This is a genomic window from Variovorax sp. CF079 (genome assembly GCF_900101545.1).
Lineage (GTDB): Bacteria > Pseudomonadota > Gammaproteobacteria > Burkholderiales > Burkholderiaceae_C > Variovorax.
The window spans coordinates 64,698-80,769 of the sequence record NZ_FMZU01000003.1; the positions used below are offsets into that span (position 1 = coordinate 64,698).

The following is a 16,072-nucleotide window of genomic DNA, read 5'->3' on the forward strand; positions in this document are numbered from 1 at the left end:
GTTTCCTCGAACCAGGCGCTACTTCGCCGCAGGCAGGTTCGGCCGCGTCTTGCGGAACACGTTCTTGAGCGCGATCTTGCCGTCCTTGAAGCTGAAGACATCGATGCCGTCGGTCTCGATGCGGCTGCCGTCGGCCGCGGTGCCGGTGAAGGTCCACTGCGAGGTGCCGAAGTCGCCGGCCACGAAATGCTGGCCGTTGATCCACTGCGCATCCGGCACCGTCTCCCAGGCCGCGGCGAAGGCCCTGCGCACCGCTGCCGTGCCGCTGTGGCGGGTGCCGCAGGCCTCGGGGCCGGCGGCGGTCTGGAACACGCAGTCCGAGTGCATGAAGCCCATCAGGGCATCGATGTCGTGGCGGTTCCAGGCCTCGCTGAAGGCCTCCAGGGTGGCGATGGTCACGGGGGCGGGCGATGCTGCTGCTGTCACGCGAAACTCCTGTCTTGTCGATGAGCGGAGCGTAGAGAGCCGGCGCGCGCGGTGATAGAGCCAGATGCAGGGATTCGACCGAGCCAGTCGCTTCCAACTGGTCCTAAACTGACCGCACCATGCCCAACCCCCGTGCCATCCAGTGGGCGCAGCTTTTCGCGCTGCCCGACCAGCCCGGCCTGCCGCTGCAGGGCCGCCTGCGTGCGGCGGTGGTGCAGGCCATCCTGGAGGACCGGCTGAGCCCCGGCGCACCGCTGCCCTCGTCGCGCGAGCTGGCGGCGCTGCTGGGCCTGAGCCGCAACACCGTGACCTCGGCCTACCTGCAACTGATGGACGAGGGCTTCCTGGAGGCGCGCCCGCGCAGCGGCGTGTTCGTCGCGCACAACGCGCGGCCGCTCACGGCCGAGCTGGCCGAGCCGCTGGTGGGACGCAGCGGCCAGTCGGGCCAGCCGCCCGAGTGGTCGGCGCGGGTGCTGCGCTCGCAGCTGGACCGGCCCACGCTCTCCAAGCCCGACCGTTGGCGCGACTATCCGTACCCCTTCGTCTATGGCACCTACGACCCGCAGTTGTTTCCCACCGAGGACTTCCGCGAGTGCTGCGCACGCAGCCTGGCGCGCTCGCAGCTGCCGCACTGGACGCCTGACTTCGAGACCGACGACGTGCCCGACCTGATCGAGCAGATCCGCATGCGCCTTCTGCCCAAGCGCGGCGTGTTCGCGCTGAAGGAGGAGATCCTGGTCACGCTCGGCGCCCAGCATGCCTGTTATCTCTTGGCCGAAGCGCTGTTCGACGAGCACACGCGCATCGGCCTGGAGGAGCCCGGCCATCCGCATGCGCGCAACAGCTTCGCGATGCGCAACCCGAAGTGGGTGGAGATCGACGTCGACGAGGAAGGCCTGGTGGTCGATGCGCTTCCGGCCGCCGACTACCTGTTCTGCACGCCGTCGCACCAGAGCCCGACCACCGCCACGCTGAGCCTGGAGCGCCGCCAGTGGCTGCTGCGCAAGGCCGAGCTGCAGGACTTCGTGATCATCGAGGACGACTACGAGGCCGAGAACCTGTATGAAGGCACGCCGATGCCGGCGCTCAAGAGCCTGGACAAGACCGGGCGCGTCATCTACGTCGGCTCGGTGTCCAAGAGCCTGTCGCCGGCGCTGCGCCTGGGCTTCATCGTGGCGCCGCGCGCGCTGATCAAGGAGCTGCGCGTGATCCGGCATGCGATGGTGCGCCATCCCAGCGCCTTCCTGCAGCATGCCTATGCGCTCTTCCTCTCGCTGGGCCACCACGAGTCGCATGCGCGTCGGGTCAACCACGCGATGCAGGAGCGCCTGGCGTTGGCCGCGCAGGCGCTGCGCGACCATCTGCCGGACTTCGAGTTCAGGCTGCCCTCGGGCGGCGCCTCGATCTGGGTGCAGGCGCCGTCGTGGGTGGATGCGGCGGAGCTGGCGTTGATGGCGCGCAGCCATGGGGTGCTGATCGAGGCGGGCGATGTGTTCTTCGCCAAGCCGCCGTATCCGTGCCCCTTCTTCCGGCTGCGGCTGTCGTCGATCGCGGCGGCGCAGATCCCCGCGGGGATCCGGGCGTTGGGGATGGCGGTGCAGGATCTGGCGCAGGCACGTGGGGAGAGCTTCGCGCCACCCCTCGCACCCATTGACTTGCTCCCTCCGTGACGGAGGCTGGCCGGCAGAACATGCCGCTGTCTGAGACCATGGCGATGACGGGCTTCAGCGCGTCGCCGCCGTAATGGGGTATTTCCGCTCAGAAAGCTCACTCAACAGCAGGACCAGCCGGATGGCGCGCGCGCCTCGATGAGGAGCGAGGCGTTTTCTTGGTATCCGCGCTCGGCTTCGTCGACGCCACGAGCCATGTCCGTGCCGATCCACGGAGTTCACGTGCCGCCGCGGTCGCTCAGGGCGTCGCAGGCCCGACATGCCTCAGACTCTAGGAATTCCGTCGCTGCCGCTACCGCAGAGCACGACGGCAATCTTCTCGTCCTCGTGCCGCTCGAAGCAGCGCTCGCTGACGGCCGCCAGCGCCGTGGCCGCGCCCAGCTCGATCGCCAGCCCGGCATGCGACCAGGCGGCGCGCGCCTCGGAGCGGCGGCGCCCGCCGGTGGCCCAGGCAAAGAGGAGCAGGGCGCGGTCGCGCTTTCCGCGCAGGGATTCGTCACAGGTGGCCAAGAGCAGTTGCAGCGGATCCTTGGTGAGCGCGCGCTGGCGCTTGGGCCGCGCGCCGCGCTGGGCGTAGGCGCGGCGGGTGCGCGCGAGGAACTCGCGCACCAGGGGGTCTGCACAGGGGTTCGCGAGCTTCTGGCCGCTGGGCACGCCGGGTGTGGCGCGGCCTGGGCCGACTGCGCCGCCTGGGTTTGCTCATGTGGATCGAGGGACTTCACCGCCCTTTGCGTCTCATCCCGACCAAGCATCCGTTTCACTCCTCGTCCATCATCCGGCTGACCTTGCTTCCGAGCGCACTCTCCGCCCTGAAATACCCCACCACCGTCGCCACGCTCTGATGCCCCGTCATGGCCATGGTCTCGGGCAGCGGCATGTTCTGCTTGCCCGCCTCGGTGACGAAGCCGGCGCGCAGCGAGTGCGCGCTGAAGCGGCCTTCGATGCCCGCCAGCGCACAGCGCTCCTTGACGATGTCGCGCACGGCCGCGGGGGCGAGGGGCTCGCCCAGGTGGCCGCCCTTGCGGATGCGCCGGAAGATCGGTCCCTCCTGGACGCGGTGCGCCTGGAGCACCGCGAGCCATTCGGTCATGGCGGCTGCGGCGCTGCCCACCAGCGGCTTCACATCCTCGGGCCGCAGCTCCCCGCGCTGGTTGGTCTTGGAGTGGGCGAGGGTGTAGACGAAGGCTTCGGCATTCACCCGCTGCAGGTTTTCCAGGGTGGCGGCGGCCACCTCGGAGCGGCGGCGCCCGCCGGTGGCCCAGGCGAAGAGGAGCAGGGCGCGGTCGCGCTTTCCGCGCAGGGACGCGTCACAGGTGGCCAAGAGCAGCTGCAGCGGGTCCTTGGTGAGCGCGCGCTGGCGCTTGGGCCGCGCGCCGCGCTGGGCGTAGGCGCGGCGGGTGCGCGCGAGGAGCTCGCGCACCAGGGGGTCTGCACAGGGGTTCGCGAGCTTCTGGTCGCTGGGCACGCCGGGTGTGGCGCGGCCTGACCCGCCTGGGCCGGCTGCGGGCGCTGAAGCGCGCGTCGCCCCGGTGGTCCCCGCGTAGGCCATCTGATGCGCCTTGGACAGCACCGCGATGCGGTGGATGAGGGTGTTCAAGGCCGGCGGTCCGAGGCGCGCCTTGTAGCCGTTCTTCACCAGCGCCTGGTCGACGTCCGGCGGCAGTTCGCTGACCAGCGCGCTGGCCTTGCGCCGCGGGCCGACGGGGGGTGACTCGCGGTGGCGCGCCTGGCCGGCTTCCTCAGGCATGCCGTCGCCATGCGCGCCGCTATCTGCGTCGCCCTCCGCATCGCCATCCTCGTGCCGGCGCGCTGCGTGGTCGACGATGAACTGGACCACCACCGGCACGGGCACCGGCAATGACAGCGCGTGGCCGTAGCGCGCGGCGTACCAGGCGCACCAGTAGCGCATCGCCGAGCCGTAGGACATGCGTGTATTGACCGATTCGCCCTGGCGCAGCAGCGCGCGCGCGGCGTCTTCGGCGGTGGAGGCCAGCCGTGCGGGATCGAGCACGGCATGGCGCTCGGCCAGGGTGGCCAGCGGATGCTGCGCCGGGGTCGGGGGCTGCGCGGGCGCGCTCGGCCCGTCATTGGCGGGTTGGGACGGCAGCGGGTTCATGGCGAGTAAATTACATATCACGTATGATTTGCTACATCATACATCGATAAGTTCCGATAACCATCCCTTATCGAGGGTAAATATGGGACGGGGCAGGGCGGCTGTTTACGGAAAGTACGAGGGGCAAATGGCTGAAATTCGACAAACACTCTCACGCGGCATCCAGGAAGACGACGTCTGGGGCGCCGCCGACCTGCTGCTCCATGAGGGCCTGCGGCCCACGATCGAGCGCGTGCGCCAGAAGATCGGCCGCGGCTCGCCCAATACCGTCAGCCCGATGCTCGAGCGTTGGTTTGCGTCGCTGGGCCAACGGCTGGTGGGGTCGACGGCAGGTTCGGCTTCGGGGCGTCTCGCCGGCAACGATCCGGACGACATGCCGATGGGCGTTCGCAACGCCGCGCGGCTGCTGTGGGAGACGGCGCGGCGGGAGGCCGAGGAAGTTCAGCGCGGCGAGCTGGAATCGGTGCGGGCGGAACTTCAGACCCGCGAGGACGCGCTGGCCGAGGCCCAAACAGCCCTGGCGCAGCGCGAGCAAGCCTTCGCACAGGCGCGGGTCAGTCTGGACTCGGCGCTGGCGTCCTCTCAGCAGGCGCGTGAAACCCTGGAGCTGCAGCTCAAGGAGCACGCCATCGAGGCACACCGTGTGCGCACGAGCCAGGATGACGAAATCAAGCGGCTGACCACCCTGCTCTCTCAGGCGGGCGAAGTCCAGGAACGGATGCGGCGGGAACACGCCGAGGCGATGGCAGCGCGGGACCAGGATCTGCGCCAAGCCGAAGAGCGGCATGCCGGGCAGGAGAAGCGCATGCTCGCCGAGGTAGATCGCGCGCGCCAGGCGGCCAAGGCGCTGGAGGCCGAACTGGCCAAGGAGCAGCAGCGCAGAGCCAGGGGCGAAGAAGCCGCGGCCAAGCGTCTTGAGGCGGAGCTCGAGAAGCTGAACCAGGTACGCGAGTCCGCGCGCTCGATGGAAGCTGAATTGCGCGACCGGTTAGCGGCGAAAGGAATGGAACTGGCGCAGGCGGTTGCCGAAGGCACCGCCGTCAAGACACAGAATGAAGCGCTGCGGCGACGCGTGGAGGAGGAACGAACTGCACACGAGGCGACTCGCCAGTTCCTTGCCAAGGCGCTTGGCGAACGCCGCCAGTCGTCAAGCGACGCGCCCGTGACGCGTGCCAAGCGCCCGCGAGGCACGAAGTGACCTGCCCTGTTGAGCCTGCAAACCGGGCGACGTGCCATGGGATATTGCCTCCGCACCGCGGAGACTTTCCGGACGAGCTTGGACCTCCCTGGGGTTGGCGCTCCGGGGTCATATGGAAGCTCGGGCAATGCCGCTGGAGTGTTGGCGCCGGCCGAAAATTGACCCACCTGTGAGGGGTTGTGGGTCAAAGTTCAACCGGCGCCGACATTCCACGTTCCTTGAGCTAAGTTGCCGCGTGCCGCTCGGCTACGACCGAACGCCATGGCAGGTAAAGTCTTCAGGCCGTCAGACTGTGGCAGCAGAAATGACGTCGTAACAAGAACCAAAACTCGGAGCCAGCAGAGCGCCCATGGCAGAACATCTCGTCAACTCCTTCGCAGACTTTCACGACATCGTGACGAAGTACAGTGATATAGCTGTCGTGTTTCGCGGCGTTCGAAGCGTCGATTTTGAGTTGCTCCCCAAGATTGGGCGGTACAGAAAGCTTCACTTGACCGACCGACAAAAGGAGGAGCGCCAAATCCTGAAGCTCTTCAAGGACCAGGCCATGCCCCACCTCAACTTCCAACCGGAAGACGATTGGGAGTGGCTGGCTCTCGCCCAACACCATGGGCTGCCAACACGCCTTCTTGATTGGTCCCGCAATCCACTCGTTTCTGCGTACTTTGCCGTTGAGGAATCGCATGACGGTGACAGCGCGGTGTACGCTTATCGGTCATCCAAGAGCCTCAAGGAAAAGCGTGGAAGCCCCTTCGACATCAACAGCGTTGAGCGGTTCATCCCGCGACACGTGACTCGCCGCATTACGTCCCAGGCTGGCCTATTCACTGCGCACCCGGACCCAACAAGGCCATTTGAGAGCCGCGCCGCTGTGGATAGGCTCATCATCAAGCAGGCATTCCGCAAGAACCTGAAGAGCATTCTCTTCAGGTACGGCATTCACCGCGCAAGCCTTTTCCCGGACCTCGACGGCCTGTCCAAGCACATCGAGTGGATGCGCACGGACTCATACTGAGTCTGAACGTTGGGGGGCCAACCCGCGTTCGGTGGCGATGGCTCGTCGACGAGAACGCATTCGAACGGCGCCCTCCACTCATCCGGCTTGTACCCTGCCGCAGCAGGTATCCACGTCCGCACGGTCGAGGGCCGCCTCGCAGCTCTTTGTCACAGCAATGCCGCCCGCGCGCCGGTCCTTACTTGGAATGGCTTGCCTCCGGTCCGGCTTGAGGTCAGCGCAACCGTCAAACGCATACAACTCGTTTTGGAGTCACGCAGTTCGGCCGGGTCTTGTACGAGTTGAACATTAACATCATGTGCGCCAACACCAGCCAGGCCAAGGGCAGGGTTGAACGCGCCAACCAGACGTTGCAGGACAGGCTGGCCAAGGAGCTGCGGCTGCGCGGCATCAGCACGCTCGAGGCGGGCAACGCGTTTGCGCCGCACTTCATCGCCGACTTCAACGGCCGGGTCGCCAAGTCACCGCGGCGCGACTTCGATGCACACCGCCCTCTGCGCGCGGACGAAGACCTGACCTCACCTTCACGTGGCGCGAGCAGCGCAAGGTATCGCTGTCGCTGACGTTGAACTATGCGCGCGAGATCTACATGCTGGCGGACACGGCGGACACGGCGGACACGGCGGGCAACCGGAGGCTGATCCAGCGATACATCGATGTATACGAGTATCCCGATGGGCGCATCGAGGTGTGCGCGGGGGGCCGCGCCCTGCCCTACGTGCGCTATGACAAGCTGCCGCAGATCGACACCGCGGCCGTCGTGGAGAACAAGCGCCTGGATCATGCGCTGCGCGCGGCGCAGGCGATCCAGGCGCAGCGAGATGACCGGCGCTGCACGCCATCGCGAACGAATCAAGGGCAGCCTCCACGGCCCAGGGCGGCAGTACCCGGCACGAGTAACTCGAGACAGTTCAACGTCCAGGACTTTGAGCAGGCCCTGCGCAAGGCGTGCAAATCGATGACGCCCTTGTCGTCTGCTTCGACCACGGCAGCGCGCCCTTCGACGCGATAGCCCAATCAATTCAGCAGCGTTGAACAACCGAACGCGCCGGCCTTCGGCTGGCAAGGCCTGTGCGAGTTCAAGCAAGGCGGCCACTGCGTTCGAGGGGCTCCATCAGAAAGAAGAAATGAATGAAAGGGCCTTCCCCGTCCCGATCTAGCCGCTGCGTGTTGCGGCTGCCGGCAACTGAGTGCCACGATGGGGTTGCGAAGCTCCATCAACTCACTCGGAAAGGGGAAGCCCAATGACCATTCTGTACGTTGGCATCGATCTCGCCAAGTCTGTTTTTGCCGTCCACGGCGTCAACGAAGCCGGCAAACCCGAGCTCGTGTCTCCCAAGGTGGCACGCGCCAAGTTGCTCGAATTGATCGCGTCGCTGCCGCCGTGCGTGATCGGAATGGAAGCGTGCTCCGGCGCGCACCACTGGGCTCGCCTGTTCATGGCTCATGGTCACACCGTTCGCCTGATGGCACCGAAGTTCGTCAGCCCGTATCGCCTGTCCGGCAAGCGCGGCAAGAACGATGCAGCCGACGCGGCCGCGATCTGCGAAGCAGCGCAACGGCCGAACATGAGATTCGTGCCGATCAAGAGCCTGGAGCAGCAATCGCAACTGAGCGTGCATCGCGTGCGCCAGGGATTCGTCGAGCAGCGCACGGCAGTCATCAACCGGGTACGTCGGTTGCTTAGTGAGTTTGGTATCGTGCTGCCGCTGAAGGCATCGACCGTGCGCAGCCAAGCCATGGCGTGCCTGGAGGATCTGCCCGGGTGGAGCAACACTGTCATCGGCGATCTGCTCAGCGAATTGACGCGTCTGGACGAGCGGATCGCGCTCTACGACCGACACATCGCGCAGATGGCGCGCGAAGACGCTCGAGCCCAGCAGCTCATGCGCCTGAGCGGGATTGGCGAGACCACCGCCACTGCGATGCTGGCCATGATCGGAAACGGGCACGACTTCAAGAACGGTCGCCAGTTCGCAGCCTGGCTAGGCTTGGTGCCAAGTCAGTACAGCTCGGGTGGAAAGACACGACTCGGGCACATCACAAAGGCGGGGGATGCGTACATGCGATCGCTGCTGGTCTTGGGAGCCCGATCGATGCTCAACAGAGCCCAAAGCAAGACGGATGGAGTGAGCCGATGGGCCACGACGCTTGCCGAGCGTCGAGGCTACTGGCGAGCGATCGTGGCCATCGCCGCCAAGAATGCCCGCATGGCCTGGGCCGTACTGTCTCGAGGAGAGACGTTCGCAATGCCAGCATGACCGGGGTCGGCAACGACTTGAAGTCTTCGAGCCAACCTTTCGAACCACGAAATTTGCCCCGAGTTTGATTGGCACCGCCGCTTGACGGCTTATTGTGATGAAGCAAGGTTGGACCCGCGCGGGGAGTGCCTGAGAAATGTCGGGAGGTGGCAACATGCCATCCTCGCGAAATGAATGAGGCCCTCGCGCGCGTCTTTCATCAGGGTCCGCTTCAGCGGTTGACCGGCATTTCGCTGCGCGACTGCCCGGCGTGCGCGCGTGGGCAGATGGTGTGCGTGGAGACCTTTCTGCCACAGGCTCTGCCGAGAGGCCCACCTTGACCCCCCATGAGACTGCCGACCCATATCGCCGAGCTCGCCATCGTGTCGCGCCGCCCGAGGGGCGCCGCTGCATGCACGCCGGCCAACGACAAGACAACCCTGCTTCCGCGCGCTTGGCATGTACTGCCGATGCGCGGGAAGCCTGTGATCGAACTGCCATCGGCGCGCACAGACGTGCAGTCTGCGCGCTTTCGCGGCGTTGCCCGACGCTCGAACAGATCGAATCTCCATAGCCTGCGACCGTAGCGGCGGCGGCTCAGTCCAAACGGTCTTTTGCGCACCGGACGCGGAGGTGGCGTCGTCTCGTTCATCAACAGCAGCTCGCCGCGTCCGCCACGCAAAAGACCCTCTGCCTTATCGCGATAGTCGTATTTGCAAAAGGAAACGGACAGGAAAAAGTCATACCGTCCACCGAACAAGAACGTCGTGCGAGATCGCTGGACCCGATTGACATAAGGGACGGAAGCGACAGGGCAAGTCCTGCATTCGTCGCCCATCCCCGCGGCCTTCACTGACTCACGTGTTCGGCAATGTTGGTGGCGCATTCGGCGATACATCGTACTTCTTGACCGCCCATCTCAGTAGCTCCCATTGCCCGAGTTCCTCGCGCGGCGCTTCCGTGTCGCCACGCCGAATCGCGGAAGCTATCGCTGCGCGATCAACGTAAGGCACCTTGCACGTTTCGATCAGCAGACGCGAGAGCTTCTCGTTCGGCTGCACCGCCTGCCGGATGTCGTCCCCAGGTTCGAGCAGGGACGACAGGATTCCCGACATCGCCATCGCACTGGGTCCAGCGCCTATCTTCATAGTCAGCATGGCCGTGGAAACCTTCTCGGTAAGCTGGGTCCGGTGCTCCGTGCTGAGTAGTCTGGTGTGAGCTCTGATGACCGCGGCGATGGCGTTGAGGTCACGGGTGCTTTTTGCGTCACCCATGTTGGTCAGCAGAACCACGATGGACGAATGAAGGGCGGGTTCTTCGCGTCCCTTGAGCAAGGCCGCCAGGATTAAGCGCTTGTGCCGCCCGGTTACGTGGCTGAGCCGGGCAAATTGCCGGACGCGTACTTCGGCGCTGGCGTCGGGCAGCTTGGCTCCGAGGATCGCAAGGCCGTCCTGCACGGTGGCGGGAGATTTCGACGAGCCTCGCAGTCTCGAGGATAGACTACCGCCGTCCTCTTCATCATCGAGCGAGTCGTCGTCACCTAACGTCGACGATAGGACCGCCGCGGCAAGTCGCCTGTCGTCACGAGCGACCGCGGGAAAGATGCCGGCCAGATGATCGAATAGCTTTTCGCGCGCAGCGGCCGGCTGGTGTTCGACGGTGGCGACCAGCGCTGAATTGATATGAGATCCCGACTCCTTGTCCACTTTAACGTCGATCAAGGCCTTGGTCCACGTTTCCAGCTCCGCTGGATCTTTCGCTGCGGAGGTCGAAACCGAGACCAGCACCTCGCCGAGCGTGTCCGATCGCTGAAGGTTCGACGCCCTGAGTCGTCGGACCATGTCCGAAACATTCCTGGCGATTCCGAAGGGACGCGTCGACTCGGCGTCGACCTGGGCGAACTTCGCATTCTGAAGCTCCGCATACTTGCCCAGCAACGCGGTGCCTATGCCCACGGCCTCGCCGGCGGTCGTATAGAGCACAAGGACCTGCATCATCCTTGTCCGCTTGTTCATTTCGATGCGGCTCGTCGCCAACTTGATCGAGGCTATGGAGGCGTCGACGATCTCACGACGAATTGCTGGGGAAAAACGCTTGGCAGTCGCGGCAAGTCCTTTCATTAGGGCTGCGATCTGGTCGTCGTCGTTGAGAGTGACCAGTTGGGTTTCCAGTGCGGCAAACAATCCTGGCAGCTGCCGTTCGGGAACTCGCTGGATCACCCCCACCAGATCGTCGCCGAGCGTCACCAGCTCTTCGGCATCGATGGTCGCGTGAATAGCACGCAGAACACCGTCGGTGCTCGCCGCCTTGCGGGCCCGTATCCTGACCGAAGATCCGCGATTCGCGACTTTCATGCCGTCGGCTTGGATCGCCTTTTCCAACTGCTTTTGCATGCCCGCCAACCGCAGCCTCTCGGATGGCTTCGCGGACTCCATCTCCTGCGCGATCGAAGCATTCCACGACATGACATGATCAATCGGGGCGGCGTCGATGATCTTGCCTGTCACGCCCAGCCTGCCCTCCGGGGAAAGCTTGACCAGCCTGCGGGCCAAGTCGAACCGACGATCGACCTGGGGCTCGGGAACCTTGACGGGTAGCGTTGCGATCCAGCTCTCCTCGCGAAGCAGCAGGGGGTCTCCGAGCCTCGAGGCCTCGCCGATGAGATGCTCAACGAGCCCTTCCTGCCCGTCCCCCCGCCTCATGATGGTTCGAAGCGCCGGAGCCAATGACACGGTTGTCGTCGGCGCGGTCACAGCCCGCATCACAACGACGGACCATGGCTGCAGCAGCGTGTTGGGTATGTTTGCGCTGACGATCTGCGCCTCCTGCGCCAGACGTCCTTGAGCCTCCGGGGTCGACGTCGTTGCGAGCCGCGAAGACCACACGGCGGCAAAACGGGCGATCTGATCCGCGTCGACATGCTTCGCGACCTGCCCCAACCCTTTCAGAAATGCATCGCTCTGTGCTTTTTCCAGCGGTCTGTTCGCGTGGTCGTGCAAGGTCAGCAGCCATCTCTCGCGCTCCTGCCCCCCGATTTCGGCCATGGCACTGCTCAGCAGCGCTGAGCGTGCGTCCAGCAACAGCATCTCACTTCGGGAACCGTCGACTATCTGTTGAACAAGCCGATCGACCCACTCAGACCGCTCGCGAGCCGGCGCCATGGCCGCTGCGGCGCCAAAGTGCGCCGCCAGATCGCCCGGCGAGACAATCGCGCTCTTGCTTTGCAATGCAGCGTCCCAGTCTTCGAATCTGCTCTCGCCCAGCATCCCTAGTACGCTCGCGTCGGCTGCCTTGTCGCGCTCTTTTCCCTGTGTCGAAGAGCGTATCCTGCTGGCGATCTCGCTGCGCAATGCGTCATCCAGACCCACGGCGCCCCGGACCACTAACCCGGTACCGGCAAACATGCTTCGCTGCAGGCGCGTTTCACTCACGCCCTGGAGTGCGAATCTCGCGCGAATCTGCTCGCTGGCCTGGGCCACATCGAACATCTTGTGAGCCGCGCTGGCGGGAAGGGACTCCGTGTTCTCGTTGATGCGGATGTCCGTCCACAGCGATCCGACCTGCGTGTTCAGTTCCTGGTTGTAGGCGGAATAGCTGAAGTAACCCACCGCGACGCTCGCGACTACGAGCAGTGCCGACAATCCGTGCAGCGTGTATTTGCCCACCTTCTCGCGCATGTCGCTCCGGTGAATGAAAGCCGCAACATCGTCGAAGGTGTTGCGCTCCGCGCTCTTGTAGCGGGACGCCCACGCCAGAGTCGGCCTGCCACCCTCGTCACCTAGCCACAGCCCTCGTTTTAACCAGACCATTGCGCGTTGTAGGTCGCCACCACTCAGGAGGGAGCCGGTCTTGAGCCGTTCATCCTTCATGCGCTCTTGCAGGCGGCGGTATTCCCGTCCGCCGTCCGCCTCCCGCGTGACCCATTTCTCGAGCGTCGCCCATTGGCGCATCAGCGACTCATGCGAAAGGTCTATGACGGTGTTCTCGCCGTCGGCCGGCTCCAGCGGCTGGCCGCGATACGTCAAGAAGTTCGCGCTCGGGTCCGAGAACAGTTCGACGATCGGAACATACGTGCGCCACGCACGGCCGCTCCATTCCGCGATGCGCTTCAAAGTCTGCGGCCGCCTGACGCGTTGACCCCCGCCGTCCATCGATCGTTCGTCGGTGATTGCGCGGAAGAGCCACTCGGCGTCGATGCGCTGCGTAGCGTTCAGATGGGTCAGCAGCGTCTCGCCGTGGATCGAAAGCGCGCCATCGACGCCTCCGACCTCGCTCAGGTCTGCCATCGTGACTCGTATCTCCGATCCGGCGGCACGGACCTTCGCCGCGGACCACATCCGGGCCAGCGCGTGCTGCAGGATGGGAAGCTGATCCGAGTTCTTCTGGACGGCGTTGATCAATTCCTCCACCAGCCTGGGTTCTATGCCCCCCCCGAACATTTCGGCCGGTCCGGTCACGACCTCCCGGACCTGGTCCCGGGCCAGGCGTGGCGTCAGATACTGAGCGCGATTGATCGCCTCCGGTAGATCGAGAAAACGCACGCAGTGGCCGAGAAAGTCTGTCCTCATAGTCAAGGTGACGAACAGCTTATTTTCGTGTGCCGATTTCGCAGTCAGAAGCAGATTGACGAAGACGTCCGACTCGTCCGCTTGCGCGTCGCCTGCCTCAGCATAGGTGAAGAGCTCCTCGAACTGATCGACCAGGATCAGAAGATTGAATTCCGGATGTCGGCTCTTTCCGCGCGCTGCATCGACCAAATCGACCATGGAGCGAGGGCCGCGCCGGAGGGCGGTTTCGATCAACGTGACCACCGACTGATCGGGCTGTCGTGCGGGCAAAGGGAGCAACTCATCACCCAATACGTCCGGCTTCAACAACGCTTCCGCGAGGCTTCGTAGCGGCTTCTGGCCGGGCCTGACGACCGCGACCCTCCACCTCGTTCCGGTGCCGACGGGTCCGAGCGGCAGGAGAGGTAGCAGGCCGGCGCGTACCAAGCTCGACTTTCCCGAACCGGAGGGCCCGATGACTGCAAGAAATCGCTCGCGTTGAAGAATCTCGAGCAATCTGCCGACGTGCCGTTCGCGCCCGAAGAAAATCCCCGCCTCGGCCTCCCCGAAGGGGCGGAGGCCGGGATACGGTGACGACGGCGACTGCAGGGTGAACGAATCCTCGTCGTCGATTTCCGTCGGCGGCTGCTCGACGAAGTCGTCGTGCGTAAGGCCCAGCGTCGCCTCATGCATGCCCAGCCTCCAAAACTAGGGCATCGAGGAATCTTTGAACCTCGTGCGCAGAAACGCCCGCGCTACATTCAAGCGGCATGACGCGCTCGTCGGCAATCCGGGGAGACTTTCCGCCCTTGGGCGGCGGTGCATTCAGCACGGCGCCCCAGAGCTTGCGTGACCTTTTCGCAAGCAGGCGCTGGGCTCTCAGATACTGCGCCTGGACCCAGGTCGGCGACTCGGCGCCGTAGACGAGGATCATGGCATCGCATCCGCTGATGATCTCGTCGACTGTTGCCTGATAGTCGCCGGAGGACTGGTTCGCGGAGAGCTGCAACGGAGGCTGGATCGCACGATGCCCTAGCGAACCGATGGTGTCCAGCAGTTGCGTGCAAATATCTTCGTCATCAGAGCCAGCGGCGACGCAGATGCCGAGCGAGATAGTGTCGTCGTGGCCGGATTTCTTCGGCGGCGGTGGCCTGCATGCCGCCAGCACCGCGAGGCGGAACTGTTCGAAGTTCTGGTTCGAGGTGCCGGTGAGGAGCTCCTTGAGCGTTTTATCCTCAAGCTTCTCCATCGCGATCGTCGGAGCGCGCCAACGTAGGACGCGAACGCTAGTGTCCAGTGAGGCGCTGACGTCCATGAGCTGTGCCTGCAGCCCTGCGACCGTCGCATTCGATGTACCTATGGCTTCACCCAAGGTGGCGCCGAAGAGCTGCACCAGCACACTGCATTGGCTTAAGTCTGCCTCGACGGCATTCTTGAACAGCGGGGCCGAATCGGTAGGATAGACTTGTGCCGCTTTCGGCAGGACTTCAATGCCTTCCCTGACGAGCGTCGACTTAAGGAGATCCCATTGCTCGGTCAGTTCCGGAGGTGGCTGCGCAATCCAAACCTTGGCGCCGAGGTAGCGCTGCGGATCCGAGGGAAGTACTGCCCCGTCCAGGCGATTCATTAGCGCGAAGGCCAGTTCGTTGACATTGATCCAGTAGGGGCTGGACTCGTCATCTTTCGGCATCGGATCGCCAAGCAGTTTGGGGGCGGTGGCCCTCGGGTCCTTGGCCCACATCTGGACCGTCTTCAGACTCTGCAATTGCGGATGCCAGGTGCTTCGATTCGTGGTGAACATCTCGACGATAAAAACACTGGCGGGACGTGCCGCCGCCGCATTTTTCTGTAGGAACGTGATCAACTCCGTGGCGCACCAGGGAGACTGCTGGTAACTCCTAGAAAGAAACAGCAGAAGCGTCCTTGCTGACGACGCGGTCCTTTCCAGGAGCGGCGTCACGGCCACACCGGCGGCCAGTTGGTGATCCATGAAGATCGACGCTCCGTTCCCCATCTGCATGGTGAGCTGACGGTCCAGATTGAGAACGAACCGCGTCACCCAGCCCATCTTGCCGTCCAATGCCGTGTCGTCCGCGCGGGCGTAGCTCACAAACACGTCGAAAGGTTCGCTCCGGTTGTCCAGATCGGCAGGCAAAGCCAACGGCATGGTGCGTCCTTAGCTCGAAACGAGTGCGATCGAAGATATTCCAAGTGCAGATCGGCGCAATCCCACGGATTGTCTATATCCAGGCGCGGAGCGGACGCTGCTCCTTCGGCGCGCCCGCGGGGCGGTCGCGAGCTATTGCTTTTGGCGTACTGTCCGTGTCTGCCAAGGCTCTTAACATACGGCGATATCAACAAGCGGGAAGAGGCATGAGCAACGACCCGACAACGTCACCGTTGTGGCCCGCGGACAGCCCAGCCGTAGTCGCGCACATGAGCCTGCTTCAGGGCGTCGTGAACCGCCTGGCCGGCAACAGCGCATCTTGCAAGACTTGGTGCATGACCCTCGTCGCAGCGCTGCTAAGCTTGGCCGGCGCCGCGCATGCGCCTGCGATCGTCGGCATCGCACTGGTTCCCGTGGCCGTGTTCGGCTATCTCGACACGATGTACCTGAGCCAGGAGCGGGCGTACCGCCGGCACTTCGAAAACCTTGCGAAGAAGATCCGGCAGAAAGAGTACACGCTCGACGATCTCTTCGACGCGGACGCGCCGCGCAATGCGGGGGACTTCTGGCATGCCTTGGGCTCGTGGTCGATAGGGCCGGTGTATGCCGGACTCGCGCTGGCCTACTTCGTTGCCCATAGCCTGGGATACCTCGCGATCCTGGCAATCCCGGCGTCAGCCGCGAAGTAAAGGC

10 protein-coding genes and 2 pseudogenes are annotated in these 16,072 nt (G+C 64.4%); 7 read left to right on the forward strand and 5 right to left on the reverse strand.

Annotated features, from left to right (window positions below):
- Positions 1-18 precede the first annotated feature (18 nt).
- Entirely contained in the window at positions 19-426 is a 408-nt protein-coding gene (locus BLS74_RS04765; RefSeq protein ID WP_093103386.1) for a nuclear transport factor 2 family protein, read from the reverse strand.
- A 119-nt stretch (positions 427-545) separates the two neighbouring features.
- On the opposite strand from BLS74_RS04765, the gene BLS74_RS04770 reads away from it, so the two are divergent.
- Complete coding sequence (locus tag BLS74_RS04770; protein WP_093103387.1) at positions 546-2,096, forward strand: MocR-like pyridoxine biosynthesis transcription factor PdxR; 1,551 nt, start codon at positions 546-548, stop codon at positions 2,094-2,096.
- Between the two features lie 420 nt (positions 2,097-2,516).
- On the opposite strand, the pseudogene BLS74_RS04775 reads toward BLS74_RS04770, so the two are convergent.
- Both BLS74_RS04775 and BLS74_RS04780 read right to left on the reverse strand, forming a co-directional pair.
- Positions 2,517-2,738 (reverse strand): annotated as a pseudogene (locus tag BLS74_RS04775) (integrase); the annotation flags it as partial.
- A 115-nt stretch (positions 2,739-2,853) separates the two neighbouring features.
- Positions 2,854-4,212 (reverse strand): site-specific integrase, encoded by a 1,359-nt coding sequence (locus BLS74_RS04780; protein WP_244503756.1) that lies wholly within the window; start codon positions 4,210-4,212, stop codon positions 2,854-2,856.
- 127 nt (positions 4,213-4,339) lie between these two features.
- Between BLS74_RS04780 and BLS74_RS04785 the strand changes: the two genes are divergently transcribed.
- From BLS74_RS04785 to BLS74_RS04800, 5 genes and pseudogenes are all read left to right on the forward strand, one after another.
- On the forward strand, positions 4,340-5,410 hold the full coding sequence (locus tag BLS74_RS04785) for a DNA-binding protein (protein ID WP_170855496.1): 1,071 nt from the start codon (positions 4,340-4,342) through the stop codon (positions 5,408-5,410).
- A 349-nt stretch (positions 5,411-5,759) separates the two neighbouring features.
- The gene (locus tag BLS74_RS04790; RefSeq protein ID WP_093103391.1) at positions 5,760-6,425 is read left to right on the forward strand and encodes an FRG domain-containing protein; all 666 of its coding nucleotides are present in this window, start codon (positions 5,760-5,762) and stop codon (positions 6,423-6,425) included.
- A 266-nt stretch (positions 6,426-6,691) separates the two neighbouring features.
- A pseudogene (locus BLS74_RS34745) lies at positions 6,692-6,916 on the forward strand (ISNCY family transposase); the annotation flags it as partial.
- Positions 6,917-6,990: 74 nt separating this feature from the next.
- Entirely contained in the window at positions 6,991-7,437 is a 447-nt protein-coding gene (locus BLS74_RS34750) for a hypothetical protein (protein ID WP_212733625.1), read from the forward strand.
- Positions 7,438-7,669: 232 nt separating this feature from the next.
- Complete coding sequence (locus BLS74_RS04800) at positions 7,670-8,686, forward strand: IS110 family RNA-guided transposase (RefSeq protein ID WP_093103392.1); 1,017 nt, start codon at positions 7,670-7,672, stop codon at positions 8,684-8,686.
- Between the two features lie 836 nt (positions 8,687-9,522).
- On the opposite strand, the gene BLS74_RS04805 is transcribed toward BLS74_RS04800, so the two are convergent.
- Together BLS74_RS04805 and BLS74_RS04810 are read right to left on the reverse strand one after the other, a co-directional pair.
- The gene (locus BLS74_RS04805; protein WP_093103394.1) at positions 9,523-13,905 is read right to left on the reverse strand and encodes an ATP-binding protein; all 4,383 of its coding nucleotides are present in this window, start codon (positions 13,903-13,905) and stop codon (positions 9,523-9,525) included.
- Positions 13,898-15,379, reverse strand: a complete 1,482-nt coding sequence (locus BLS74_RS04810) for a toll/interleukin-1 receptor domain-containing protein (RefSeq protein ID WP_093103396.1) — start codon at positions 15,377-15,379, stop codon at positions 13,898-13,900. Before BLS74_RS04810 ends, BLS74_RS04805 begins: the two co-directional genes overlap by 8 nt.
- Positions 15,380-15,585: 206 nt before the next feature.
- On the opposite strand from BLS74_RS04810, the gene BLS74_RS04815 reads away from it, so the two are divergent.
- Complete coding sequence (locus BLS74_RS04815; RefSeq protein WP_139191623.1) at positions 15,586-16,068, forward strand: hypothetical protein; 483 nt, start codon at positions 15,586-15,588, stop codon at positions 16,066-16,068.
- Positions 16,069-16,072: the final 4 nt, after the last annotated feature.